The sequence below is a fragment of the Ramlibacter sp. genome (assembly GCF_035655895.1).
In the GTDB taxonomy this organism is placed as follows: Bacteria; Pseudomonadota; Gammaproteobacteria; order Burkholderiales; family Burkholderiaceae_C; genus Ramlibacter.
Map to the genome: position 1 here is coordinate 1 of NZ_DASRTN010000013.1, position 25010 is coordinate 25010.

General features: G+C 68.0%; 20 protein-coding genes, 3 tRNA genes and 1 pseudogene. 18 read left to right on the top strand and 6 right to left on the bottom strand.

What is annotated here, in order from left to right; all coding sequences use genetic code 11:
- The 18 genes and pseudogenes from tuf to VFE82_RS14555 form a co-directional block, all read left to right on the top strand.
- Window positions 1-184 (top strand): annotated as a pseudogene (gene tuf / locus VFE82_RS14470) (elongation factor Tu); the annotation flags it as partial.
- 16 nt (window positions 185-200) lie between these two features.
- Window positions 201-276 (top strand) — tRNA-Trp (locus VFE82_RS14475).
- 92 nt (window positions 277-368) lie between these two features.
- The gene (gene secE, locus VFE82_RS14480; protein WP_325001026.1) at window positions 369-752 is read left to right on the top strand and encodes a preprotein translocase subunit SecE; all 384 of its coding nucleotides are present in this window, start codon (window positions 369-371) and stop codon (window positions 750-752) included.
- On the top strand, window positions 753-1352 hold the full coding sequence (gene nusG, locus VFE82_RS14485; RefSeq protein ID WP_325001027.1) for a transcription termination/antitermination protein NusG: 600 nt from the start codon (window positions 753-755) through the stop codon (window positions 1350-1352).
- Between the two features lie 134 nt (window positions 1353-1486).
- Window positions 1487-1918 carry a 50S ribosomal protein L11 gene (gene rplK / locus VFE82_RS14490; RefSeq protein ID WP_135262682.1) on the top strand — a complete coding sequence of 144 codons (432 nt, stop codon included), beginning with the start codon at window positions 1487-1489 and terminating at the stop codon, window positions 1916-1918.
- A complete protein-coding gene (gene rplA / locus VFE82_RS14495) occupies window positions 1919-2623 on the top strand; it encodes a 50S ribosomal protein L1 (protein WP_325001028.1) in 705 nt (234 codons plus the stop codon).
- Window positions 2624-2876: 253 nt separating this feature from the next.
- On the top strand, window positions 2877-3386 hold the full coding sequence (rplJ, locus tag VFE82_RS14500) for a 50S ribosomal protein L10 (protein ID WP_325001029.1): 510 nt from the start codon (window positions 2877-2879) through the stop codon (window positions 3384-3386).
- A 36-nt stretch (window positions 3387-3422) separates the two neighbouring features.
- The gene (rplL, locus tag VFE82_RS14505; protein ID WP_325001030.1) at window positions 3423-3803 is read left to right on the top strand and encodes a 50S ribosomal protein L7/L12; all 381 of its coding nucleotides are present in this window, start codon (window positions 3423-3425) and stop codon (window positions 3801-3803) included.
- 282 nt (window positions 3804-4085) lie between these two features.
- On the top strand, window positions 4086-8198 hold the full coding sequence (gene rpoB / locus VFE82_RS14510; protein ID WP_325001031.1) for a DNA-directed RNA polymerase subunit beta: 4113 nt from the start codon (window positions 4086-4088) through the stop codon (window positions 8196-8198).
- Window positions 8199-8216: 18 nt separating this feature from the next.
- Window positions 8217-12440: a DNA-directed RNA polymerase subunit beta' gene (rpoC, locus tag VFE82_RS14515; RefSeq protein WP_325001032.1), complete on the top strand. Its 4224-nt coding sequence runs from the start codon at window positions 8217-8219 to the stop codon at window positions 12438-12440.
- Between the two features lie 71 nt (window positions 12441-12511).
- A complete protein-coding gene (locus VFE82_RS14520) occupies window positions 12512-13093 on the top strand; it encodes a LemA family protein (RefSeq protein WP_325001033.1) in 582 nt (193 codons plus the stop codon).
- A 62-nt stretch (window positions 13094-13155) separates the two neighbouring features.
- Window positions 13156-13812, top strand: coding sequence for a peroxiredoxin (locus VFE82_RS14525; RefSeq protein ID WP_325001034.1), 657 nt, complete (start codon window positions 13156-13158; stop codon window positions 13810-13812).
- Window positions 13813-13880: 68 nt separating this feature from the next.
- Window positions 13881-15206, top strand: a complete 1326-nt coding sequence (gene rsmB, locus VFE82_RS14530) for a 16S rRNA (cytosine(967)-C(5))-methyltransferase RsmB (protein ID WP_325001492.1) — start codon at window positions 13881-13883, stop codon at window positions 15204-15206.
- Window positions 15154-15789, top strand: a complete 636-nt coding sequence (locus VFE82_RS14535) for a DUF4390 domain-containing protein (RefSeq protein WP_325001035.1) — start codon at window positions 15154-15156, stop codon at window positions 15787-15789. The genes rsmB and VFE82_RS14535 overlap by 53 nt, the downstream gene beginning before the upstream one ends.
- Complete coding sequence (locus VFE82_RS14540) at window positions 15786-18074, top strand: sensor histidine kinase (RefSeq protein ID WP_325001036.1); 2289 nt, start codon at window positions 15786-15788, stop codon at window positions 18072-18074. The genes VFE82_RS14535 and VFE82_RS14540 overlap by 4 nt, the downstream gene beginning before the upstream one ends.
- 42 nt (window positions 18075-18116) lie before the next feature.
- Window positions 18117-18839 carry a response regulator gene (locus VFE82_RS14545; protein ID WP_325001037.1) on the top strand — a complete coding sequence of 241 codons (723 nt, stop codon included), beginning with the start codon at window positions 18117-18119 and terminating at the stop codon, window positions 18837-18839.
- Between the two features lie 19 nt (window positions 18840-18858).
- Window positions 18859-18934, top strand: a tRNA-Phe gene (locus tag VFE82_RS14550).
- 44 nt (window positions 18935-18978) lie between these two features.
- Window positions 18979-19054: transfer RNA gene (locus VFE82_RS14555), tRNA-Gly, on the top strand.
- 428 nt (window positions 19055-19482) lie between these two features.
- Here the strand turns inward: VFE82_RS14555 and VFE82_RS14560 are convergent.
- The 6 genes from VFE82_RS14560 to VFE82_RS14585 all read right to left on the bottom strand — a co-directional run bounded on the left by VFE82_RS14560 (window position 19483) and on the right by VFE82_RS14585 (window position 24983).
- Window positions 19483-20019 carry a hypothetical protein gene (locus tag VFE82_RS14560; RefSeq protein WP_325001038.1) on the bottom strand — a complete coding sequence of 179 codons (537 nt, stop codon included), beginning with the start codon at window positions 20017-20019 and terminating at the stop codon, window positions 19483-19485.
- Window positions 20020-20138: 119 nt separating this feature from the next.
- Window positions 20139-21299, bottom strand: coding sequence for an MFS transporter (locus VFE82_RS14565; protein ID WP_325001039.1), 1161 nt, complete (start codon window positions 21297-21299; stop codon window positions 20139-20141).
- 258 nt (window positions 21300-21557) lie between these two features.
- Window positions 21558-22160, bottom strand: a complete 603-nt coding sequence (locus VFE82_RS14570) for a porin family protein (RefSeq protein ID WP_325001040.1) — start codon at window positions 22158-22160, stop codon at window positions 21558-21560.
- Between the two features lie 318 nt (window positions 22161-22478).
- Entirely contained in the window at window positions 22479-23087 is a 609-nt protein-coding gene (locus tag VFE82_RS14575) for a DJ-1/PfpI family protein (RefSeq protein WP_325001041.1), read from the bottom strand.
- Between the two features lie 249 nt (window positions 23088-23336).
- Window positions 23337-23924: an outer membrane beta-barrel protein gene (locus tag VFE82_RS14580; protein ID WP_325001042.1), complete on the bottom strand. Its 588-nt coding sequence runs from the start codon at window positions 23922-23924 to the stop codon at window positions 23337-23339.
- A 177-nt stretch (window positions 23925-24101) separates the two neighbouring features.
- The gene (locus tag VFE82_RS14585; RefSeq protein WP_325001493.1) at window positions 24102-24983 is read right to left on the bottom strand and encodes an EamA family transporter; all 882 of its coding nucleotides are present in this window, start codon (window positions 24981-24983) and stop codon (window positions 24102-24104) included.
- Between the last annotated feature and the right edge of the window lie 27 nt (window positions 24984-25010).

Consider the following 25010-nt stretch of genomic DNA (forward strand, 5'->3'; position numbering starts at 1 on the left):
CACCACGGACGTGACCGGCGCGATCGAGCTGCCCAAGGACAAGGAAATGGTCATGCCCGGCGACAACGTGTCGATCACCGTCAAGCTGATCGCCCCGATCGCCATGGAAGAAGGCCTGCGCTTCGCCATCCGCGAAGGCGGCAAGACCGTCGGCTCGGGCGTCGTCGCCAAGATCATGGAATAAGGCCGCGGGGCCTCGGAGGGGTATAGCTCAATTGGCAGAGCGTCGGTCTCCAAAACCGAAGGTTGTAGGTTCGATTCCTACTGCCCCTGCCACCTGAGTGGCGCCCGTGAAAACCAAGCCCGTCCCAGTGACGGGCTTCACTGTCTTGTAGAGACAGGCAGCAAGCAAGCAGGAACACGCCTTCATGGCCACTTCGCAAGTTGAAACCGTCAGCACCGGCGCCGACAAGGCCAAGCTCGGTGGCGCGATCGCCCTGGTGATCGCGGCCATCGTGGGCTTCTACCTGCTCGGCCGCCAGGGGCCGGTGGCCCAGTGGGGCGCGTTGATCCTCGGATTGGCGGCGGCGTTCGTGGTGTTCATGACCTCCGAGTCCGGCAAGGAGCTTGCGGCCTTCGGTCGCGACGCCTGGAAGGAAGTCAAGAAGGTCGTCTGGCCCACGCGCAAGGAGGCCATCCAGATGACGGCCTACGTGTTCGCGTTCGTGGTCGTCATGGCCATCTTCCTGTTCCTGACCGACAAGACCCTCGAGTGGGTCTTCTACGACCTGATCCTGGGCTGGAAGCACTAAATGAGCGAAACCGAAACCTCGCAGACCGGCTCGCCCGAGCAGGCCACGCCCGCCAAGCCGGTCAACCCGGACCTGCGCTGGTACGTGGTGCATGCCTACTCGGGCATGGAGAAGGCCGTGGAGCGCAACATCCGCGAGCGCATCAACCGCGCCGGCATGCAGGACATGTTCGGCGAGATCCTGGTGCCCACCGAGGAGGTCGTCGAGATCAAGAACGGCCAGAAGCGCACGTCCGAGCGTCGCTTCTATCCGGGCTACGTGCTGGTCCAGATGATCATGAACGACGACACCTGGCACCTGGTCAAGCACACCAACAAGGTGACCGGTTTCGTCGGCGGCGCCAAGAACCGCCCCGCTCCGATCTCGGAAGACGAAGTCGCCAAGATCCTCGGCCAGATGGAAGAGGGCGTGGAGAAGCCGCGCCACAAGGTCGAATTCGTGGTGGGCGAGTACGTGCGCGTCAAGGAAGGCCCGTTCACCGACTTCAACGGCACGGTCGAGGAAGTCAACTACGAGAAGAGCAAGGTCCGGGTGTCCGTCACCATCTTCGGTCGCGCGACGCCGGTCGAGCTCGAATTCAGCCAGGTCGAGAAGACCTGATCCCCTTCCCGGCTCCGGCCGGCACGGCTTTCGCGCTCACCGGCTCGGCGCGCAAGTGACTCTCCAGAGCTGCCAACCCCGGGGAGCCAAGGCCGCATGGCCGAGGCGTTATCACCCGCAAGGAGTCTAGAACCATGGCGAAGAAAATCGTCGGTTTTGTCAAGCTGCAAGTGCCGGCTGGCAAGGCCAATCCGTCGCCCCCGATCGGCCCCGCGCTGGGCCAGCGCGGCCTGAACATCATGGAGTTCTGCAAGGCGTTCAACGCGCAGACCCAGGGTGTCGAGCCGGGCCTGCCGCTACCGGTGGTGATCACCGCCTACGCGGACAAGAGCTTCACCTTCATCATCAAGACGCCGCCGGCGACCACCTTGATCAAGAAGGCGATCAAGCTCGACAAGGGTTCGTCCAAGCCGCACAGCGACAAGGTCGGCAAGATCACCCGAGCCCAGCTCGAGGAGATCGCCAAGACCAAGCTGAAGGACATGAACGCGGCCAGCATCGATGCGGCCGTCAAGACCCTGGCGGGCTCGGCCCGTTCGATGGGCGTCACCGTGGAGGGCGTGTAAATGGCCAAGCTCACCAAGAAGCAGAAAGCCCTTGAGGGCAAGGTCGACAGCAACAAGCTGTACCCCCTGACCGAGGCGATCTCGATCGTCAAGGAAGCCGCCACCGCCAAGTTCGATGAATCGATCGACGTGGCCGTTCAGCTGGGCATCGACGCCAAGAAGTCCGACCAGGTCGTGCGCGGCGCGGTCGTGATGCCCAACGGCACCGGCAAGACCAAGCGCGTCGCCGTGTTCGCCCAGGGTGCCAAGGCCGAGGAAGCCAAGGCCGCTGGCGCCGACGTGGTCGGCATGGACGACCTGGCTGCGCGCGTGAAGGCCGGCGACATGCCGTTCGACGTGGTGATCGCTGCGCCCGACGCCATGCGCGTGGTCGGCACGCTGGGCCAGATCCTGGGCCCGCGCGGCCTGATGCCGAACCCGAAGGTCGGCACCGTCACGCCCGACGTGGCCACCGCGGTGAAGAACGCCAAGGCCGGCCAGGTGCAGTTCCGCGTCGACAAGGCCGGCATCGTGCACGGCACCATCGGCCGCCGCTCGTTCGACGCCGACAAGCTGCAGGGCAACCTGGCGGCGCTGATCGACGCGCTGAACAAGGCCAAGCCGGCGTCGAGCAAGGGCGTCTACCTGCGGAAGGTGGCGGTCTCGTCGACCATGGGCGTGGGTGTCCGCGTGGACATCCAGAGCCTGACGGCATCGGCATCGTGAATTCCGGCTCGCCGCAAGGCGGGCTGGTGTGGTGGGCTGCCGGAAGTGCTGCAGAGCAGGCCGGCAGGCCATCCAAGACCGCTGGCGCGCAGCAATGCGCTTAATCGAAGGACGACGGCAGCCGCTGCCGTCCTGGCCAGCGCAGATGGCGATCCCGCCGAGATGGAATCGTGATGTTTCCTCGAGGTTTGGTCGCTGCAACGTAGGCGTGCCGGAAGGTGAAAACCCGACGGCACATTGGAAGGAGTAGACCTTGAGTCTGAATCGCAGTGAGAAGCAAGCGGTCATTGAAGAAGTGACCGGCCTCGCCGCTAAAGCTCAAACGCTGGTGATGGCGGAATACCGCGGCATCACGGTCGCCGACATGACGAAACTGCGCAACGAGGCGCGCAGCAAGGGTGTGAGCCTGAGTGTTCTGAAGAACACGCTGGCCCGCCGTGCTGTGGCCGGCAGCCAGTTCGAGGTCGTGGGCGACCAGATGACCGGTCCGCTGATCTACGGCTTCTCCGTGGACGCTGTGGCCGCCGCCAAGGTGGTGGCCGACTTCGCGAAGACCAACGACAAGCTGGTCATTCGCGGTGGCGCGTTCGCGGGCAAGGCCCTGGACGTCAACGGCGTGAAGCAGCTGGCCAACATTCCGAGCAAGGAAGTGTTGCTGGCCCAGCTGTGTGGGCTGCTGAAGTCGCCGATCTCCCGCACCGCGGTGGTGCTGGGTGCCCTGGCGGCCAAAAAAGGCGAACCGACCGAAGCCGCCGCTGCTTGAGCGCCGGCCTTTCATCCCAACCTTAGGAAACACAAAATGGCATTCGACAAAGACGCATTCCTGACCGCGCTGGACAGCATGACGGTCATGGAACTCAACGACCTGGTCAAGGCGATCGAAGAGAAGTTCGGCGTGTCCGCCGCTGCGATGGCCGCCCCGGCCGCCGGCGGTGGCGGTGGCGGCGCCGCTCCGGCCGCCGAAGAGAAGACCGAATTCACCGTCGTGCTGCAGGAAGCCGGCGCGAACAAGGTGTCGGTCATCAAGGCCGTGCGCGAGATCACCGGCCTGGGCCTCAAGGAAGCCAAGGACCTGGTGGACGGCGCGCCGAAGCCCGTCAAGGAAGGCATCGCCAAGGCCGACGCCGACGCTGCCAAGAAGAAGCTGGAAGAAGCCGGCGCCAAGGTCGAACTCAAGTAATTCGCCCTCCGCACCGAGGCTGGAGCTGCCCGAAAGGGCCTCCAGCCTTTGGTGCTTCTAAAGGTGTGGACTGAACGCACCCGAAAAAACTGGCCCAATCGAGGGTTCACCAGTTTTTTCGAGTGTCTTCTGACCCCGACTGCAGGAGATACCTTGGTTCGGGCCGTGTGCAATGCACGGCCGTCCGCCATGGTTGGTAGTGGCCAACCCGCCAAGCAACGCCGAGCCCCGCCGAGGGCAAGGCGCGTCAGTTGCGCAAGAGCTCAATAGCCCGGAGATCTCATGGCCTACTCTTATACCGAACGCAAGCGCATCCGCAAAAGCTTCGGCAAACGCGACAGCGTGCTCGAAGTACCGTACCTGCTGCAGATGCAGAAGGACGCGTACACCGCCTTCCTGCAGGCGGACCGCGCACCCCAGAAACGCACCGTCGAAGGTCTCCAGGCTGCCTTCGATGCCGCCTTCCCGATCGTCTCGCACAACGGTTTTGTCGAGATGAAGTTCATCGAATACAACCTGGCCAAGCCGGCCTTCGACGTGCGCGAGTGCCAGACCCGTGGTCTGACCTTCGCCTCGGCCGTGCGGGCCAAGGTCCAGCTGATCATCTACGACCGCGAGTCCTCCACGCCGCAGTCCAAGGTGGTCAAGGAAGTGAAGGAGCAGGAGGTCTACATGGGCGAGGTGCCCCTGATGACCGACAAGGGCTCCTTCATCATCAACGGCACCGAGCGCGTGATCGTGTCGCAGCTGCACCGCTCCCCGGGCGTGTTCTTCGAGCACGACAAGGGCAAGACCCACAGCTCGGGCAAGCTGCTGTTCAGCGCCCGCATCATCCCGTACCGCGGCTCCTGGCTCGACTTCGAGTTCGATCCGAAGGACGTGCTGTACTTCCGCGTCGACCGTCGCCGCAAGATGCCGGTCACGATCCTGCTCAAGGCCATCGGCCTGACGCCCGAGTCGATCCTGGCGAACTTCTTCGTCAACGACAACTTCCGTCTGATGGACAGCGGCGCACAGATGGAGTTCGTGCCCGAACGCCTGCGCGGCGAGGTGGCCCGCTTCGACATCACCGACAAGTCCGGCAAGGTCGTGGTGGCCAAGGACAAGCGCGTCACCGCACGCCACACCCGTGAGCTCGAGCAGAGCGGCACCACCCACATCAGCGTCCCCGAGGACTACCTGATCGGGCGAGTGGTCGCGCGCAGCATCGTCGACCAGGACACCGGCGAGATCATCGCCAAGGCCAACGACGAGCTGACCGAAGCCCTGCTGAAGAAGCTGCGCGCCGCGGGCGTGCAGGACCTGCAGGTCATCTACACCAACGAGCTCGACCAGGGCCCGTACATCAGCCAGACCCTGCGCATCGACGAGACCGTCGACGAGTTCGCCGCGCGTGTGGCCATCTACCGCATGATGCGCCCCGGCGAGCCGCCGACCGAGGACGCGGTACAGGCCCTGTTCCAGCGCCTGTTCTACAACCCGGACACCTACGACCTGTCGCGCGTGGGCCGCATGAAGTTCAACGCCAAGGTCGGCCGCGACGAGAGCACCGGCCCGATGGTCCTGACCAACGAGGACATCCTCGCCGTGGTCAAGATCCTGGTGGACCTGCGCAACGGCCGCGGCGAAGTCGACGACATCGACCACCTGGGCAACCGCCGCGTGCGCTGCGTCGGCGAACTGGCCGAGAACCAGTACCGCACCGGCCTGGCCCGCATCGAGAAGGCCGTCAAGGAGCGCCTCGGTCAGGCCGAGCAGGAGCCCCTGATGCCGCACGACCTGATCAACTCCAAGCCCATCTCCGCGGCCCTCAAGGAGTTCTTCGGTGCGTCGCAGCTCTCGCAGTTCATGGACCAGACCAACCCGCTGTCCGAGATCACGCACAAGCGCCGCGTCTCGGCCCTCGGTCCGGGCGGCCTGACGCGCGAGCGCGCCGGTTTCGAAGTGCGTGACGTGCACGTCACGCACTACGGCCGGGTGTGCCCGATCGAGACGCCGGAAGGCCCGAACATCGGCCTGATCAACTCGCTGGCCCTGTACGCGCGCCTGAACGAGTACGGCTTCATCGAGACCCCGTACCGCCGCGTGCGCGACGGCAAGGTGACGATGGAGATCGACTACCTGTCGGCCATCGAGGAAGGCAAGTACGTGATCGCCCAGGCCAACGCGGCCCTGGATGACGAAGGCCGCCTCACCGGCGAGCTGGTGTCCGCCCGCGAGCGCGGCGAGTCGATCCTCGTGTCGGCCGACCGCATCCAGTACATGGACGTGTCGCCGGCGCAGATCGTGTCCGTGGCCGCCTCGCTGGTGCCGTTCCTGGAGCACGACGACGCGAACCGCGCGCTGATGGGCGCCAACATGCAGCGCCAGGCCGTGCCCGTGCTGCGTCCCGAGAAGGCCTTCGTCGGCACCGGCATCGAGCGCGTCTCCGCGGTCGACTCCGGCACCGTCGTCACCGCCAACCGCGGCGGCGTGGTCGACTACGTGGATGCGACCCGCATCGTGGTGCGTGTCAACGACGACGAGGCGCAAGCCGGCGAAGTCGGCGTCGACATCTACAACCTGATCAAGTACCAGCGTTCCAACCAGAACACCAACATCCACCAGCGTCCGATCGTCAAGCGCGGCGACAAGATCGCCAAGGGCGACGTGGTGGCCGACGGTGCGTCGACCGACCTGGGCGAACTCGCGCTCGGCCAGAACATGCTGGTCGCGTTCATGCCGTGGAACGGCTACAACTTCGAGGACTCGATCCTGATCAGCGAGCGGGTCGTCGCCGACGACCGCTACACCTCGATCCACATCGAGGAACTGGTCGTGATGGCCCGCGACACCAAGCTGGGCGCCGAGGAAATCACCCGCGACATCCCGAACCTGTCCGAGCAGCAGCTGAACCGCCTGGACGAGTCCGGCATCATCTACGTGGGCGCCGAAGTCATGCCCGGCGACACGCTGGTGGGCAAGGTCACGCCCAAGGGCGAGACCACGCTGACGCCGGAAGAGAAGCTGCTGCGCGCGATCTTCGGCGAGAAGGCTTCCGACGTGAAGGACACCTCGCTGCGTGTCGACCAGGGCTCGCAGGGCACCGTCATCGACGTGCAGGTCTTCACCCGCGAAGGCATCCAGCGCGACAAGCGTGCCCAGCAGATCATCGACGACGAGCTCAAGCGCTTCCGCCTGGACCTGAACGACCAGCTGCGCATCGTCGAGGCCGACGCGTTCGACCGGATCGAGAAGCTGCTGACCGGGCGCGTGGCCAACGGCGGCCCGCAGAAGCTGGCCAAGGGCACCAAGATCGACAAGGCCTACCTGCAGTCGATCGAGAAGTACCACTGGTTCGACGTCCGCCCTGCCGAGGACGATGTCGCGTCGCAGCTCGAGTCGATCAAGAACTCGATCGAGCAGCAGCGCCACAACTTCGACCTCGCGTTCGAGGAGAAGCGCAAGAAGCTGACGCAGGGTGACGAGCTGCCCGCCGGCGTGCTCAAGATGGTCAAGGTCTACCTGGCCGTCAAGCGCCGCCTGCAGCCCGGCGACAAGATGGCCGGCCGCCACGGCAACAAGGGCGTCGTGTCCAAGATCGTTCCGGTCGAGGACATGCCCTACATGGCCGACGGCACGCCGTGCGACATCGTGCTCAACCCGCTGGGCGTGCCCTCGCGCATGAACGTGGGCCAGGTGCTGGAAGTGCACCTGGGCTGGGCTGCCAAGGGCATCGGCCAGCGCATCGGCGACATGCTGCAGCAGCAGGCCCGCGCGGCCGACCTGCGCAAGTTCATGGACGAGCTGTACAACCGGTCCGGCCGCAAGGAAGAACTGGCGAACCTGTCCGACGAGGACGTGCTGGAGATGGCCGGCGAGCTCGCCAAGGGCGTGCCGTTCGCCACCCCGGTGTTCGACGGCGCCTCCGAGCAGGAGATCCGCAACATGCTGCAGCTGGCGTTCCCCGACGAGATCGCGCAGCGCAAGGGCCTGACCGCCACGCGGACCCAGGCGCACCTGTACGACGGCCGCACGGGCGACCAGTTCGAGCGCCCGGTGACCGTGGGCTACATGCACGTGCTGAAGCTGCACCACCTGGTCGACGACAAGATGCACGCCCGTTCCACCGGCCCGTACAGCCTGGTCACCCAGCAGCCGCTGGGCGGCAAGGCGCAGTTCGGCGGCCAGCGCTTCGGCGAGATGGAAGTGTGGGCGCTGGAAGCCTATGGCGCGGCCTACACGCTGCAGGAGATGCTGACCGTCAAGTCCGACGACGTGCAGGGCCGCACCAAGGTGTACGAGTCCATCGTCAAGGGCGAGCACGCCATCGACGCCGGCATGCCGGAGTCGTTCAACGTCCTGGTCAAGGAGATCCGCTCGCTTGGCCTCGACATGGAACTCGAGCGTTCGTAATCAGGAAGGATTGAGTCAATGAAATCGCTACTCGACCTGTTCAAGCAATTCACGCCGGACGAGCATTTCGATGCCATCCGCATCGGCATGGCCTCGCCGGAGAAGATCCGCTCGTGGTCCTTCGGTGAGGTGAAGAAGCCCGAGACGATCAACTACCGCACCTTCAAGCCGGAGCGCGATGGCCTGTTCTGCGCCAAGATCTTCGGCCCGATCAAGGACTACGAGTGCCTGTGCGGCAAGTACAAGCGCCTGAAGCACCGCGGCGTGATCTGCGAGAAGTGCGGCGTCGAAGTGACCCAGACCAAGGTGCGCCGCGAGCGCATGGGCCACATCGACCTGGCCGCGCCCTGCGCGCACATCTGGTTCCTGAAGTCGCTGCCGTCGCGCCTGGGCCTGGTGCTCGACATGACGCTGCGCGACATCGAGCGCGTGCTGTACTTCGAGGCCTACGTCGTCACCGACCCCGGCATGACCCCGCTGAAGAAGTTCAGCATCATGTCCGAGGACGACTACGACGCCAAGCGCAAGGAGTACGGTGACGAGTACACCGCCAAGATGGGCGCCGAGGGCATCAAGGACCTGCTCGAAGGCATCGACCTCGACATCGAGATCGAGAAGCTGCGCGGCGACCTGACCGGCTCGGAAGTGAAGGTCAAGAAGAACGCCAAGCGCCTGAAGGTGCTCGAGGCGTTCAAGAAGTCCGGCATCAAGCCCGAGTGGATGGTGATGGACGTGCTGCCCGTGCTGCCGCCGGACCTGCGTCCGCTGGTGCCGCTGGACGGCGGCCGCTTCGCGACCTCCGACCTGAACGACCTGTACCGCCGCGTCATCAACCGCAACTCGCGCCTGCGCCGCCTGCTGGAGCTGAAGGCTCCGGAGATCATCGCGCGCAACGAGAAGCGCATGCTGCAGGAAGCCGTCGACTCGCTGCTCGACAACGGCCGCCGCGGCAAGGCCATGACCGGCGCCAACAAGCGCGCGCTCAAGTCCCTGGCCGACATGATCAAGGGCAAGAGCGGCCGCTTCCGCCAGAACCTGCTGGGCAAGCGCGTCGACTACTCGGGCCGTTCGGTCATCACCGTGGGCCCGACCCTGAAGCTGCACCAGTGCGGCCTGCCCAAGCTGATGGCGCTGGAGCTGTTCAAGCCGTTCATCTTCTCGCGCCTGGAGGCGATGGGCATCGCCACCACGATCAAGGCGGCCAAGAAGGAAGTCGAATCCGGCACGCCGGTGGTGTGGGACATCCTGGAAGAGGTGATCAAGGAGCACCCGGTCCTGCTGAACCGCGCCCCGACGCTGCACCGCCTGGGCATCCAGGCGTTCGAGCCGATCCTGATCGAAGGCAAGGCGATCCAGCTGCACCCGCTGGTCTGCGCGGCCTTCAACGCCGACTTCGACGGCGACCAGATGGCCGTCCACGTGCCGCTGTCGGTGGAAGCCCAGATGGAAGCCCGCACCCTGATGCTGGCCTCCAACAACGTGCTGTTCCCGGCCAACGGCGAACCGTCCATCGTGCCGTCGCAGGACGTCGTGCTGGGCCTGTACTACACGACCCGCGAGCGCATCAACGCCAAGGGCGAGGGCATGGTCTTCGCCGACGTGGGCGAGGTGCTGCGTGCGCTGGACGCGGGCGAGGTCGAACTCACCGCGAAGATCAGCGTGCGCCTGACCGAGTGGAACAAGGATCGGGCCTCGGGCGAGTTCGTGCCGTCCACCAGCCTGGTCCAGACCACCGTGGGCCGCGCCCTGCTGTCCGAGATCCTGCCCAAGGGCCTGGCCTTCTCGAACATCAACAAGGCACTGAAGAAGAAGGAGATCAGCAAGCTGATCAACGTCTCGTTCCGCAAGTGCGGCCTGAAGGAGACCGTGGTCTTCGCCGACAAGCTGCTGCAGAACGGCTTCCGCCTCGCGACCAAGGCGGGCATCTCCATCGGCATCGACGACATGCTCGTGCCGCAGGAGAAGCACCGCATCATCGAGGACGCCGAGAAGGAAGTGAAGGACATCGAGCAGCAGTACGTCTCGGGCCTGGTCACCGCCGGCGAGCGCTACAACAAGGTCGTCGACATCTGGGGCAAGGCGGGTGATGCCGTGTCCAAGGTGATGATGGACCAGCTGCGCAAGGAAAAGACCACCGACCGTAACGGCAAGGAAGTGGAGCAGGAGTCGTTCAACTCCATCTACATGATGGCCGACTCCGGCGCCCGCGGCTCGGCCGCCCAGATCCGCCAGTTGGCGGGCATGCGCGGCCTGATGGCCAAGCCGGACGGCTCGATCATCGAGACCCCGATCACGGCCAACTTCCGCGAAGGCCTGAACGTGCTGCAGTACTTCATCTCCACCCACGGCGCCCGCAAGGGCCTGGCGGACACGGCGCTGAAGACCGCGAACTCGGGCTACCTGACGCGTCGCCTGGTCGACGTGACCCAGGACCTGGTCGTCACCGAGGACGACTGCGGCACCGCCGAGGGCTCGCTGATGCGCGCCATCGTCGAGGGCGGCGAGGTCATCGAATCGCTGCGCGACCGGATCCTGGGCCGCACCGCGGCCGAGGACGTCGTGCACCCGGAGACCCGCGCCACCATCGTGCCCGCCGGCAACATGCTGGACGAGGATGCGATCGAGGAGCTGGAAGGCGCCGGCGTCGACGAGGTGAAGGTTCGCACCGCACTGACCTGCGCCACGCGCTTCGGCCTGTGCGCGCGCTGCTACGGCCGTGACCTCGGCCGCGGCGGGCTGGTCAACGTCGGCGAGGCTGTCGGCGTCATTGCCGCCCAGTCGATCGGCGAGCCCGGCACGCAGCTGACGATGCGCACGTTCCACATCGGTGGCGCCGCCTCGCGCGCTGCCATCGCCTCGAGCGTGGAAGCCAAGTCCAACGGCGTGATCGGCTTCAACAGCACGATGCGCTACGTGACCAACGGCAAGGGCGAGCTGGTGGTGATCGCCCGCTCCGGCGAAGTCGTGATCCACGACGAGCACGGCCGCGAGCGCGAGCGCCACAAGGTGCCGTATGGCGCCACGCTGACTGTGAAGGCCGACCAGCAGGTCAAGGCCGGCACGATCCTGGCGAACTGGGACCCGCTGACCCGACCCATCATCACGGAGTTCGCCGGCACGGTGAAGTTCGAGAACGTGGAAGAGGGCCTGACGGTCGCCAAGCAGGTCGACGAGGTCACCGGCCTGTCGACGCTGGTCGTGATCGACCCGAAGCGCCGCGGCTCCGCCAAGGTGGTGCGTCCGCAGGTCAAGCTGATCGATGCCAGCGGCGCCGAGGTGAAGATCCCCGGCACCGACCACTCGGTGACGATCGGCTTCCAGGTCGGCGCGCTGATCCAGGTGCGCGACGGCCAGGACGTGGCGCCCGGCGAAGTGCTGGCCCGCATCCCGATCGAAGGCCAGAAGACCCGTGACATCACGGGCGGTCTGCCGCGCGTGGCCGAGCTGTTCGAAGCCCGTTCGCCCAAGGACAAGGGCGTGCTGGCCGAGATGACCGGCACCGTGTCGTTCGGCAAGGAGACCAAGGGCAAGATCCGCCTGCAGATCACCGATCCGGAAGGCGGCGTGCACGAGGAGCTGGTGCCCAAGGAGAAGAACATCCTGGTGCACGAAGGCCAGGTGGTCAACAAGGGCGAGTCGGTGGTCGACGGCCCGGCGGATCCGCAGGACATCCTGCGCCTGCTGGGCATGGAGGAGCTGGCCCGCTACATCGTCGACGAGGTGCAGGACGTCTACCGCCTCCAGGGCGTGAAGATCAACGACAAGCACATCGAGGTGATCGTTCGCCAGATGCTGCGCCGTGTCGTGGTCGAGAACCCGGGCGATTCCGGCTACATCGCCGGCGAGCAGGTCGAGCGTTCGGAGATGCTGGACACCAACGACGCGCTGCGTGCCGACGGCAAGATCCCCGCGACGTACAGCAACCTGCTGCTGGGCATCACGAAGGCCTCGCTGTCGACCGATTCGTTCATCTCCGCGGCCTCCTTCCAGGAGACCACCCGCGTGCTGACCGAAGCGGCGATCATGGGCAAGCGTGACGAGCTGCGCGGCCTCAAGGAGAACGTCATCGTCGGCCGCCTCATCCCCGCAGGCACCGGCATGGCGTACCACCAGGCCCGCAAGGCCAAGGATGCGATGGACGAGGCCGAGCGCCGCGCCATCGCCGAGTCCGAGGCCGCCGAGCTCGCGGGTGTGGCAGAAGAAGCCGCGCCGCAGGCCAGCGAAGGCGCCGCCGCCGAGTAAGCCTCAGCGGTTCATTACACTGGACGCCCCATCCCGGTTCGCCGGGGTGGGGCGTTCTGCCATCTGCACCCATGACTTCCTCCGTCGCCACCTGGATCGCCGCTGCCGTGCTCCTGTTCTGGGCCGTGGGCGCCTACAACCGCCTCGTGCGCCTGCGCGGCGACGCCAACGCGGCGTTTGCGGCGCTCGACATCGAGCTGGGCCGGCAGGTCGAGCTGGTGGACACGCTCGTGGGCGCCGACGAGCCGCCCGAATCGCTGTTCGACGGCACCCAACCCTCCTTCTGGGGTGGACTGCAGGGCGCCGCGTCGCAGTTGCGCGCCTCCCTGGCGGCCGCCCGCCACCGGCCGCTGGATCCCGAGCGCATCGAGGCCCTGGGCTCCGCCCAGGCTGTGCTGGCGGTGGCCTGGGACCGCGCCGAGCGCGACGACGCCCATGACCTGGCCGGTCCGCGCCTGCCCGAGACCTTGATGGCCCAGCGGGCACAGCTCGCGTTGCAGGGCGCCGCCACGGCCGAACGGTTCAGCCGGGCCGTCGAGCAGTACAACGCGGCCATCGCGCAGTTCCCGGCCCTGCTGCTCGCCTGGCTGTTCGGCTTCAAGCGCGGCGCCACGCTGCCGCCGCCGCCCGTTCCCAAAGCCCCCGCCGTTTGACAGTCGCGGCCGCGCGGCCGCATCATCACGCCCCCTCGTGCATCCCCGACAGGAGCGTGACCATGCTGCGCATCAATGACACGGCCCCCAACTTCACCGCCGAGACGACGCAAGGCCGGATCGACTTCCACCAGTGGATCGGCGACAGCTGGGCGATCCTCTTCTCGCATCCGAAGGACTTCACCCCCGTCTGCACCACCGAGCTCGGCTACATGGCCCGCATCGAGCCCGAGTTCACCCGCCGCGGCGCCAAGCTCATCGGCCTGTCGGTGGACCCGGTCGAGAGCCACGGCCGCTGGCTGGGCGACATCGAGGAGACGCAGGGCGCCAAGGTCAACTACCCGATCATCGCGGACGGCGACCTCACCGTGTCCAAGCTCTACAACATGCTGCCCGCCGAGGAAGCTGCCGCCGACGGGCGCACCGCCGCGACCAACCAGACCGTGCGCTCGGTGTTCATCGTTGGGCCGGACAAGAAGATCAAGCTGATGCTCACCTACCCGATGACGACGGGCCGCAACTTCGACGAGATCCTGCGCGTGCTGGACTCGATGCAGCTGACGTCGAAGTTCAAGGTGGCCACGCCGGCCAACTGGCAGCAGGGCGACGACGTCATCATCGCGGGCTCGGTGTCCGACGAGGACGCGCGCCAGCTGTTCCCCGACGGCTGGAAGGCCGTCAAGCCCTACCTGCGGGTCGTCAAGCAACCGGGCACCTGACCCGCACGGCCGTCCTGCCAGAATGGCGCGCGGTGCACCGTGCGCCGTTCCGAGAACCTCGTTTGTCCCTGCAACTCCCCCTCTGGCGGCAGCTTCAGGCTGCCGCTTCCGTTTTGGCGGCGGTGCGCACCGGCCAGTCGGCGACGGCTGCCATCGCGCAGGTGCCGGGCGACCTGCGCGCCGCGACCCAGGCGCTGGCCTACCAGGCGCTGCGCGAGCTGGGCCGCGCCGAGGCGCTGCGCAGGCAGCTGGCGCGGCGCCCGCCGCCACCCGAGGCCGACGCGCTGCTGTGCACGGCGCTGGCGCTGTGCTGGCGCGAGGCCGACGCGCCCTACACGCCGTTCACGCTGGTCGACCAGGCGGTGGAAGCAGCCAAGCGGCAGCCGGCCACGAAGGCACAGTCCGCGTTCGTCAACGCCTGCCTGCGACGCTTCCTGCGCGAGCGCGATGCCCTGGTCGCCGCCACCGACGGCGACCCGGTGGCGCAATGGAACCATCCGCGCTGGTGGATCGACCGGCTGCGGCAGGACCATCCGCAGCATTGGCAGGCCGTGCTGGACGCCAACAACACCGCTGCCCCGATGACGTTGCGGGTGAACGCGCGTCGCATCGATCGCGACCAGATGCTCGGGCGCCTGCGCGACGTGGGGATCGCGGGCGTTGCCAGCGGCGAGCACGGCATCGTGCTCGACCAGCCCCGCGCGGTGCACGACATCCCGGGCTTTGCCGGAGGTCTTGTCTCGGTGCAGGACGCCGCGGCGCAGCTGGCCGCCCCGCTGCTGCTGCAGGGGTTGCAGCGCACCACCGACGCGCCGCTGCGCATCCTCGATGCGTGCGCAGCGCCCGGGGGCAAGACCGCCCACCTGCTGGAGCTGTGCGATGCGCAGGTGACCGCGCTGGACATCGACCCGGCGCGTGGCCGGCGCATCCACGAGACCCTCGGGCGGCTCGGCCTGCAGGCCCAGGTGCTCGCCGCCGACGCCGGATCACCCGACGCCTGGTGGGATGGGCGTGCCTTCGACGCGGTGCTGCTCGACGCACCGTGCACCGCGTCCGGCATCGTGCGACGGCACCCCGACGTGCGCTGGCTGCGGCGGCCACAGGACATCGGGCAACTCGCGGCGCAGCAGGCCCGACTGCTGACGGCGCTGTGGCCGCTGGTGCGGCCCGGCGGCCAGCTGCTGTATTGCACCTGCTCGGTGTTCCGGGACGAGGGCATCCGCCGCGTCGAAGCGTTTGTTGCGCACAACAAAGGGGCGGTTTTGCGGCCCGGGCCCGGGCATTTGCTTCCGCAAACGGGCGGAAACGGCAACCCCGTCCGGGACAATCTCGCGGGTGACCATGACGGCTTTTTCTACGCGCTGCTGGAGAAGCGCGCGCCTGACCCTGCTTGAGCGACTGCGCCGGCCGCTGGCCGCGCTGCTGTTGCTCGTGGCCGGGGGCGCGGCGCTGGGCGCCGACCTGGCCGAGGTCACGCAGCTGCGGCTCGAGCGCACCGACGACGGCGTGCTGCTGAGCGCGACCGTGCGGTTCGACCTCCCGCCGGCGGTCGACGACGCGCTCCTGAAGGGGCTGCCGATGTTCTTCGTCGCCGAAGCCGTGCTGCTGCGCGACCGCTGGTACTGGTATGACAAGCAGGTGGCCGGCGAGCAGCGGCACATGCGCCTGTCGTACCAGCCGCTCACCCGGCGCTGGCGGCTCCAGGTCTCGCCCACGCCGATCGGCGGCGCGGGGCTGGCGCTGGGACAGAGCTTCGACACGCGCGAGGAGGCCCTGGCCGCAGTACGCCACATCGCCCGCTGGAAGATCGCCGAGCTCAGCGACCTGGAACCCGATGCGCGCTACAGCGTCGACTTCCGGTTCCGCCTCGACGTGTCGCAGCTGCCGCGCCCGTTCCAGATCGGCGCGGTCGGCCAGGCGGAATGGAACATCAGCGCCGTGCGCAACCAGCGCCTGGCCCTCGAGCACGGCCGGTGAGCACCCAGGTGGCCTCCACCGCCCAGCCCAAGCCCACGTTCGGCAGCACGCGCGCGATCCGCTGGGCCATCCTGGTCGGCGCGGCGGTCTCCGTGGGCATCGCCATCGTGCTGATGTTCCTGCTGACGCAGGCCACCGGCAACCGAGACCTGTACGAGCGCAACTACGGCCGACTGTTCGCGCTGAACATGGTGGTGGCAGGGCTGCTGCTGCTGGTGATCACCTGGTTCGCCGTGCGGCTGGCCAGCCGCTTGCGCCGTGGCAAGTTCGGCAGCCGGCTGCTGCTCAAGCTCGCAGCCATCTTCGCCGTGGTGGGCTTTCTGCCCGGGCTGCTGATCTACGTGGTGTCCTACCAGTTCGTCTCGCGGTCGATCGAGAGCTGGTTTGACGTGAAGGTCGAGGGCGCGCTGGACGCTGGCCTGAACCTGGGCCGCTCCACGCTGGACGCGCTGGCCAACGATCTGGCCAACAAGACCCGTTCGGCCGCCGCCACTCTGGCCGATACGCCCGACACCTCGGCCGGGCTGGCGCTCGAGCGCATGCGCGAGCAGCTCTCGGCCAACGACCTGGTCCTGTGGAGCGCCAATGGCCAGTTGATCGCCAGCGCCGGGCAGTCCCGTTTCCTGCTCAACCCCGAACGGCCCACCGCGCAGCAGATCCGCACGGCCCGCGCGCAGCGTTCGACCGCCGTGATCGAAGGCCTGGACGAGCCCAACGCGCTGGCAGCGAACCAGGCCCGCATCAAGACTTTGGCGGTCGTGCCGGGGCCGGGCCTCGGGTTGCTGGCAGAACCGCGCCTGCTGCAGGCGACCCAGGCGCTGCCGCCGACGCTGGTCGCCAATGCGATCGCGGTGCAGGAGGCGTACCGCGAGTACCAGGAGCGGGCGCTCGCACGCGAAGGCCTGCGGCGGATGTACATCGGCACGCTCACGCTCAGCCTGTTTCTGTCGGTGTTCGGCGCCATCTTCCTGGCCGTCCTGCTGGGCAACCAGCTCGCGCGGCCGCTGCTGCTGCTGGCCGCGGGCGTGCGGGAGGTCGCCGCCGGCGATTTGTCACCCAAGCCGGTGCTGCAGGGCAAGGACGAGCTGGGAGGCCTGACGCGCTCGTTCGCGGACATGACGCAGCAGCTGGCCGATGCGCGCGCGGCGGTCGAGCAGAGCATGGGGCAGGTCAATGCCGCCCGTGCGCACCTGCAGACCATCCTGGACAACCTCACCGCCGGCGTGATCGTGCTGGATGGGGACGGCCGCATCGAGACGGCCAACCCGGGCGCGACCCGCATCCTGCGCGTGCCGCTCGCGGCGCACGAGGGCGAGCGGCTGTCCGAGGTGCCGGGACTGGAGGCGTTCGGGGCAGCGGTGCAGACCCAGTTCGACGACTACATGAACGAGCGGCGCCAGCACGGGCTGGACCACTGGCAGCAATCGTTCGAGCTGAACCCCGGCCAGCCCGGCTCGCCGTCGCCCAGTGCCGCGATCACGCTGGTGGCACGCGGTGCCGAGATGCCCTCGGAACTGCCCGACACCTTCTCGCGCCTGCTGGTGTTCGACGACATCTCCGAAATTGTGTCGGCGCAGCGCGCCCAGGCCTGGGGCGAGGTGGCGCGGCGCCTGGCGCACGAGATCAAGAACCCGCTCACGCCGATCCAGCTGTCGGCCGAGCGCCTGCAGCACAAGCTGGGCGACAAGGTGGCCGAGCCCGAGCGCGCGGTGCTGCGCAAGTCGGTGCAGACCATCGTCGACCAGGTCGACGCGATGAAGCGGCTGGTCAACGAGTTCCGCGATTACGCGCGTCTGCCGGCCGCGGAACTCAAGCCGATCGAGCTCAATGGCCTGGTCCAGGACGTGCTGCACCTGTATGGCCGTGACGGCGAGCCGTCGGCGGGGCAGGTGCCCGTGCGGGCCGACCTCGACCCGGGCAGCCCGAAGATCCTGGGCGACCCGCAGCAGCTGCGCCAGGTGATCCACAACCTGCTGCAGAACGCGCAGGACGCCACCGAAGCCGCCGGCCGCAACGCCGACGTCGTGATCCGTACGCAGTGGAACGAAACCAACCGCCGCGTGCGCCTGGTGGTGCAGGATGCGGGCACCGGGTTCCCCGACCACATCCTCGCGCGGGCGTTCGAGCCCTACGTGACGACCAAGGACAAGGGCACCGGTCTCGGGCTCGCCGTGGTCAAGAAGATCGCCGACGAACACGGCGCCCGCATCGACGTGAAGAACCGCGTCGAGGACGGGCATGTGGTCGGCGCCCAAGTCTCGCTATCATTCGCAGTTGCGGGTTAACAACAGCTGCCCCGTCAACCAGCCCAAGCACTTCATTCGAACATGGCAAACATCCTGGTGGTCGACGACGAACTGGGCATCCGCGACCTGCTGTCGGAGATCCTCAACGACGAAGGGCACAACGTCGAGCTCGCCCAGAACGCAGCCCAGGCGCGTGCCGCGCGCCTGAAGGCACGGCCCGACCTCGTCCTGCTCGACATCTGGATGCCCGACACCGACGGCGTCACGCTCCTGAAGGAGTGGTCGGGCAGCGGCCTGCTCACCATGCCCGTCATCATGATGAGCGGGCACGCGACCATCGAGACCGCGGTGGAGGCCACCAAGATCGGGGCGCAGTCCTTCCTCGAGAAGCCGATCACGATGCAGAAGCTGCTCAAGGCCGTGGAGGCAGCGCTGCACCGCGAGAACCCGGCGGCTGCCTCTGCCGCCGTGCCGGCGGCACCTCGCAAGCCGGGGCCCGGTTACGTCATGGCACCGCCACCGCCGGTGGTGGAGCTCACGGTCGAAGCGGCCATGACCGGCGGCCAGACCATCCCCGCGCCGGTGGAAATGGGGCCGCAGGCGCGCCAGCTGTTCGAGCTGGACAAGCCGCTGCGCGATGCCCGCGACGAGTTCGAGAAGAGCTACTTCGAATTCCACCTCGCCAAGGAGGGCGGCTCCATGACGCGCGTGGCCGAGAAGACCGGTCTGGAGCGCACGCACCTGTACCGCAAGCTCAAGCAACTCGGCGTGGATCTCTCGCGCGGGAAACGGTCTGCCGGGTAGGCTATAATCACCGGCTCACGGCCCGGTAGCTCAGTTGGTAGAGCAGCGGATTGAAAATCCGCGTGTCGGTGGTTCGATTCCGCCCCAGGCCACCAGATTCGGAGCAAGCCCATCCCTCGGTGGGCTTTTTCACGGACCCGCGGGATTAGCTCAGTTGGTAGAGCGCAACCTTGCCAAGGTTGAGGTCGAGAGTTCGAGCCTCTTATCCCGCTCCATGATCTTCGGTCGCATCCGAACCAAGCCCGCCCAATGGTGTCGCGCTTCGGACCTCAGCGGCTCTCCGCAAGAGTCCGGCTGACCGGCATCGGGCACCGCGCACCCGCGTTCGTGCATTGGAGTCCCAACGCGAGCGGGGCTGCGCACGCGCTATCGGCGCCCTGCTGCAAGGGTCCAGACCAGCATGCCCGAGATCTGGAGAGGACCACACGTCAGCGCGTCGCATGTGCGTGGGGCGAGGCGTCGAGGGGCGGCCAGTCCAAAAGGGCCTCTCGCCGACCGCCGTGGCCTGGACGGCCAGGTCCTTGAACAGCGACTGTGAGGACACGAGCAGCGGAACGCGCGGACGCTCACGAGCCTGCTCAAGGGCCCAGACGGGCTGACCGATGGACATTCACCTTTTCCGCCGGCAGGCGACGTGGCTCGATCATCGACTCACGAGGACGCCTTCCTGGACAAGCGTCCGCACGATCGCTTCTGCCGCTTTGGTCGCCGTGTCTGCCGGCTTCGAGTAGGGGCCATGCGCCTCCACGTTGAAGATCCAGCGCCGGGCGTCGGGGGGTGCATCCTTGAAATGCGTCCACACTGTCAAGGTGATGCCCGCCTGCCCTCGGTGCACCGCCTCCTTGAAGTCGACGAACACCGTGAGATCATCCCCAGGAGGGATGTTCTTCTCCCGCATGGCGGCCTGGACAGCCGCCAGGGTCTGGGTGCGGGTCTCACGGATCAGTTCTCCGACCTCCCGCTGGGAGTGCTCGATGTCCTTCTGATTGATCGTGGGGCGGAAGCCGTAGCCTTCGCGCGTGATCTTGATCGGAAGGCCGCCTTGCTGCTGCGAAAACTCGAAGCGCAGGCTTTGCGCCACACGCTTGTAGCCTCCATTGTCGACCGTCCTGACCCCCGCGCAGCCGATCAGCAAGGCAAACGCAGCCACAGCTCCCACCAGCATGACGGCTCGGCGCATACGACCTCCTCGATTTTTCGATAATCTTATCGCCCGCTGCCTCCGGTCCCCAGGTGCAGTGGGCGAGCGGTTGCCGGTTCGATGCGGGGTGGCAGCGCACCGTCCGCGTCGACGACGCTTCACCTCGAGACGTGCAGCCCCGGCGTCCCGTCAAACGCGCGCCGGGCACAGGCCGCCACCACCACCGCGAAGACGATCACCACCAGCAGCCCCGCGCTGAGCGATCGTGCGTCCGCGATGAAGCCGATCAGCGGAGGGCCGGCCATGAGGCCCGCGTAGCCCACGGAGGACACTGATGCGATGCCGTGGGCGGGCGCAATGCCGGGCAACTGTCCGGCCACGCTGAACAGCACCGGGACGATGTTGGAGAAGCCCAGGCCGACCAGCGCGAAGCCCGCCAGCGCGGCGCCGGGGTGGGGAATCACCAGGGCCAGCGCCATCCCGAGCGCGCCCAGCGCGCCGCTGGTGCGCAGCAGCGCCACGGGCGACACGCGGGCGCGGACCCAGTCACCGCCGAAGCGGCCGGCCGCCATCGCCGCGCTGAAGCAGGCATAGCCCAGGCTCGCGATGCCGGCCGGCGAGCCGAGCTCCTGCCGCAGATAGAGCACGCTCCAGTCGTACATGGCGCCCTCGGCCACGAGGCCCATCCCGGCCATCAGCCCGAGCAGGAGGAGGGGGCCTCGGGGCAGGCTGAGTGGAGCGAGACCTTGAGGCCCGCCGCGGGACTGGCGCAGCATGAACGGGCTGGCCGCGATCGCCAGCGCACCGAGGATGGCCGCCGCGCCGACCGAGTGCGCCGTGGGGGACACGCCGGCGGGGGCCAGCAGGCTCCAGGCCGCGGCGCCGGCCATGCCGCCCAGGCTGAACATGCCATGGAAGCCGCTCATCAGCGGTCGCCCGGCCTGCCGCTCAAGGGCGGCCGCCTCATCGTTGATGGCCACGTCGAACAGCGCGGTGGCCGTGCCGTAGACCAGCATCAAGCCCAGCAGGAGGCCGTAGTGGGAGGGCGCCAGCAGGGAGCCGACCGCGCCGGCGCAAACCAGCGCGACGATGGGCGCGACGCGCTTCGGCGCATGCCGGGCGAGCACGCGGCCGGCCTGCAGCAGCGTGAGGACCGAACCGATCCCACTGGCCAGCAGCGCGATGACCAGCGCTTGCTCGCCCAACCCGTAGTGCGACTTGATGCTGGGCACGTGCACGCCCAGCGTCGCGAAGAGCGCGCCGGCGACGAAGAACTGGACGCGCAGCGCCCAGGTGGCGCCCTGCAGGGTGCGGGACATCTCGGGTGTTCCAGGTGTTCCAGGTGTTCCAGGTGTTCCAGTGTGCAGCCGGCCCGGCTGCGCCGAGGCGCGGCATGACACAGCGGGGGCAGGCATCGCGGCCGGCGGCCAGGCATCGGCGATCGACCTCTGCTGGCAACCAGGATGCCCGACTGCGCTGGCGGGCACAGTGGTGCCTCTGCCCCGCCTTCGCCTCGGCCGCGGCACCAAGAAAAATGCCCGCTGGCGGCGGGCATTCGAGTCAGCGGCGGCGGCCGTTCAGAAGCGGTAGCCGAGGCCGACGGTCACGCCGTCCACCTTCACGCCGTCCTTCTTGAAGTAGCGCATGTAGTCGATGCCGACCGACAGGTTCTGGGTGAAGCGGTAGTTCGCGCCCAGGCCGGTGGAGGCACCGCCTTCGGCGTCGGAGTCCTCCTCGGAGGCGCTGCCCAGGGTGGGCACCGAGACAGTCACGCGGGTCTTGAACTTGGCCCGGGTGTAGCCCAGGCGGCCGAACACTTCCAGGCTGTCGGTCACGTTGAACTTCGGCTTCACGTAGATGCCGTAGGCGTGGCGCAGCTTGACTTCGCCGGTCGCGGTGACGGGGCCGAAGGCGGTGGATTCGCTGGCGCGCACTTCGTCGTCACGGACGCCGAAGGCCAGCATGCCTTCCACGGCCACGTTCGGGTGCAGCTCGTAGCCGGCGATGCCGCGCAGGGCGCCCGGGCGCAGGTCGCCGCCGCCTTCGTCGCTGCTCAGCTTGAGCTGGGTGTAGCCGAGTTCGGCGTAGGCCCCGCCAGCGGTGGCACGCGCTTGTTGCGCTTGGGCGGCGGTGCCGAGCACCAGCAGGGTGGAAGCGGCAGCAATGGCGATCAGTTTCATTTGGATGTCCGTTCGTTGTGTTATCGGCCCGCAAGCGGGTCGCAGGCGAGTCTAAGAAACAGACTCATCCGCAGGCAAGCAACTCGGTGCAGGCAAGAACATTTTGTTGCAAACAGACCACGCATCGGGTCGCGCGCACTGGCTCGCAAGCGCGCCGGCCGCAGGCGCGCCAGAGGAAGGCGGTGCGAGGGCGCTGTGCACGTGTGTCACCGTGCCTGGCCGATCGGCAGAAATGGCTGCCATCGGGGCTGCCGCCGCCGGCCCCCGAAGAGCGAGGGCCGATGCGCAGCCGACGGGAGACCGCCGTGGCCGGCCAGCCTAGCCGTCCTCGCCAACCGCGCTGGGCGTGTCGTTGCCCGGCGAGACGGTGGCCAGCCGCCGGCGGGCCAGCAGCTGCTTGAGCGCGGCGTTGAATTCGTCGAGCGCTGCGGGCGAGGCCGCCGAGACGACGTTGCCGTCCGCGGCCAGGCCGCCGCCTTCCCGCACGGCGCCCGTGCGCTGCGCCACCGGGGCCAGGTGGTCGGGCGTGCTGACGCCGCGCGCCTGGGCCAGCCCTGCCGTCAGCAGCGGCAGCACGCCGTCGCCCAGCGCGCCGATCGGCTTGCCTTCCGCATCGAGCGCGGCGAGCAGCGCCTTGACTTCGGCTGCGGCCGCGAGTTGCTGCGCACCCGCGCTGCCGGCCAGGACCAGCAGGCCGTCGAGCGATGCCGGATCCACGGTTGCGATGCCCTGGCTGGCCTCCAGCGGCGTGGGGCCGGCGGCAGGCACCGGGCCGCGCCGCAGGCCCACCACGAGGACGGTCACGCCGAGCGTCTCCAGCGAGGTTCGGGCGGCGTCGAGCTGCGCGAGGTCGGCGCCAGCGCCCGCGAGGATGGCGACGTTCAGGCCGCCGAGCAGGTGCTGCGGGGGATCTTCCAGCGTGGGCATGGGGGGGATCGTCCCGACGGCCGGCGGCGGTGTCTGTAGGCGGCTCCTGATGGTTGCCGCCGCCAGCGGGTCGCCCACGCGGCATCGCGCGGGGAAGCAGCAGGTCGAGGCAGAAGGGCCGGCGGAAAGGCGTGCGGGGCAGCATCCTTGCGAGTGAGGCCGGCGCCAATCGCGGCCGCCAGGAGGGCGCCGGCCGGGAACGGAAAAGGCCCGCTTGCGCGGGCCTTTCGCTGCGTGGGCAGTGCCCGCTCAGAACCGGTAGCCGACGCTGACGGTCCAGCCGTCGATGGTGGTGCCGTTGTCCTTGTAGTAGCGCATGTAGTCGACGCCGGCGTAGGCGCGCGGCGAGAAGCGCCAGTTGGCACCCAGGCCGTACGACACGTCGCCGTCGGTGTCGGAGCCGGAGACGGAGACGCCGGCCAGGCTCACGTTGTTGCGGATCTTGAACCGCGAGTAACCGAGGCGGGCGAACGCTTCCACCGGGCCGAAGTCGGCCTTCGGCTTGATGAACACGCCGTACGCGTGGCGCACTTCCGTGTTGACGTTGGCCGGGCCCAGCAGTGTGGAAACGGAGGAGTCGTCGTCGGTGACGCCGAAGCCGACCATGCCTTCGACCGCGAAGTTGGGGTGCAGGTCGACGCCGACGATGCCGCGGATCATGCCGGGGTTGGCGTCGATGCCGCCCCCCTCGATCTGCAGGCCGGTGTAGCCCACCTCACCGTACAGGCCCGACCCCATGGTGCCGGACCCCATGCCCATCATCGGACGGGATTGTTGAGCCTGGGCGGTGCCCAGCAGGAGCAGGGCCGAGGCCGCTGCGATCACGATCTGTTTCATTGATTCCCCTGGATTGGTTGGATGACCCGCGTCGTTTGCGTGAGGTCGGATCCAGTCTAGTGACGCAGTTCCCGCGGCCGCAAGTTCAGCAGGCGTTTCAGGCCATGGTCGCGTCGCACCGTTGCCACGCTCGCGGCTGTCTGGGCGCTCCAGGCCAGAGCAGGGACACGAAGCCGCTCAAGCGGCGGTCGGCCAGCGGCGGCGCACGTGCGGCCACAGGACGTTGATCGCGAGGCCGCCCAGCACCAGCGCCGCGGCCAGCAGCTTCCATCCGGGCAGGGATTCGCCGAGCCAGAGCGCCGAGGCGCCCATGCCGAACACCGGCACGAGCAGGGCCATCGGTGTGACGGCGGCGGCGGCGTGCCGGGACAGCAGCCAGCTCCAGGCCGCGTAGCCGAACAGCGTGTTGGCCCAGGACTGCCAGCCGACGGCAGCCCAGGCCGCCACGCTGGCGTGCGCCAGGCTGTCCGCCACCCGGTCCCAGCCCTCAACCGCGAGCGACAACGCCGCCAGCACCGGGACCGCGAAGGCACTGGACCAGACCACGTACGACAGCATGTTGATGCTGCCGGCACGCTTGGTGAGGATGTTGCCGGCCGCCCAGGCGAGCGCCGCGCCGAGCACCAGCGCCAGCCCCAGCCAGGTGGTGCTGCCGTCCGTGTGCCAGCCCACGACCGCGAGGCCGCCCGCCGCGAGCGCGACGGCCACCCCCTGGAACGCGCGCAGCGGCTCGCGGGCCAGCCACATCGCCAGCCCGATGGTGAAGAACACCTGGGTCTGGATGACGAGCGACGCCAGTCCCGGCGAAATGTGGCCGTCGATCGCGATGTACAGCAGGCCGAACTGGCCAGCGCCGATCAGCAGGCCGTAGCCGGCCAGGTTGGCCAGCCGCACGGCGGGCCGCGGCAGGAAGAACGCCGCCGGCACGAAGGCCAGCAGGAAGCGCAGGGCGGCGAACAGCAGCGGCGGCAACTCGTGCAGCGCCGTCTTGATCACGACGAAGTTGGTGCCCCACACCGCCACGACGGCGATGGCGAGCAGCAGGTGGGAGAACGGCAGGGTGGGCATGCAGTGCGCGAGCATAAG

Excerpts from the sequence above, each read along its gene's own strand:
- secE (WP_325001026.1), top strand. The coding sequence starts at position 369 with ATGGCCACTTCGCAAGTTGAAACCGTCAGCACCGGCGCCGACAAGGCC.
- nusG (WP_325001027.1), top strand. The coding sequence starts at position 753 with ATGAGCGAAACCGAAACCTCGCAGACCGGCTCGCCCGAGCAGGCCACG.
- rplK (WP_135262682.1), top strand. The coding sequence starts at position 1,487 with ATGGCGAAGAAAATCGTCGGTTTTGTCAAGCTGCAAGTGCCGGCTGGC.
- rplA (WP_325001028.1), top strand. The coding sequence starts at position 1,919 with ATGGCCAAGCTCACCAAGAAGCAGAAAGCCCTTGAGGGCAAGGTCGAC.
- rplL (WP_325001030.1), top strand. The coding sequence starts at position 3,423 with ATGGCATTCGACAAAGACGCATTCCTGACCGCGCTGGACAGCATGACG.
- rpoB (WP_325001031.1), top strand. The coding sequence starts at position 4,086 with ATGGCCTACTCTTATACCGAACGCAAGCGCATCCGCAAAAGCTTCGGC.
- rpoC (WP_325001032.1), top strand. The coding sequence starts at position 8,217 with ATGAAATCGCTACTCGACCTGTTCAAGCAATTCACGCCGGACGAGCAT.
- VFE82_RS14520 (WP_325001033.1), top strand. The coding sequence starts at position 12,512 with ATGACTTCCTCCGTCGCCACCTGGATCGCCGCTGCCGTGCTCCTGTTC.
- VFE82_RS14525 (WP_325001034.1), top strand. The coding sequence starts at position 13,156 with ATGCTGCGCATCAATGACACGGCCCCCAACTTCACCGCCGAGACGACG.
- VFE82_RS14535 (WP_325001035.1), top strand. The coding sequence starts at position 15,154 with ATGACGGCTTTTTCTACGCGCTGCTGGAGAAGCGCGCGCCTGACCCTG.
- VFE82_RS14545 (WP_325001037.1), top strand. The coding sequence starts at position 18,117 with ATGGCAAACATCCTGGTGGTCGACGACGAACTGGGCATCCGCGACCTG.
- VFE82_RS14560 (WP_325001038.1), bottom strand. The coding sequence starts at position 20,019 with ATGCGCCGAGCCGTCATGCTGGTGGGAGCTGTGGCTGCGTTTGCCTTG.
- VFE82_RS14565 (WP_325001039.1), bottom strand. The coding sequence starts at position 21,299 with ATGTCCCGCACCCTGCAGGGCGCCACCTGGGCGCTGCGCGTCCAGTTC.
- VFE82_RS14570 (WP_325001040.1), bottom strand. The coding sequence starts at position 22,160 with ATGAAACTGATCGCCATTGCTGCCGCTTCCACCCTGCTGGTGCTCGGC.
- VFE82_RS14575 (WP_325001041.1), bottom strand. The coding sequence starts at position 23,087 with ATGCCCACGCTGGAAGATCCCCCGCAGCACCTGCTCGGCGGCCTGAAC.
- VFE82_RS14580 (WP_325001042.1), bottom strand. The coding sequence starts at position 23,924 with ATGAAACAGATCGTGATCGCAGCGGCCTCGGCCCTGCTCCTGCTGGGC.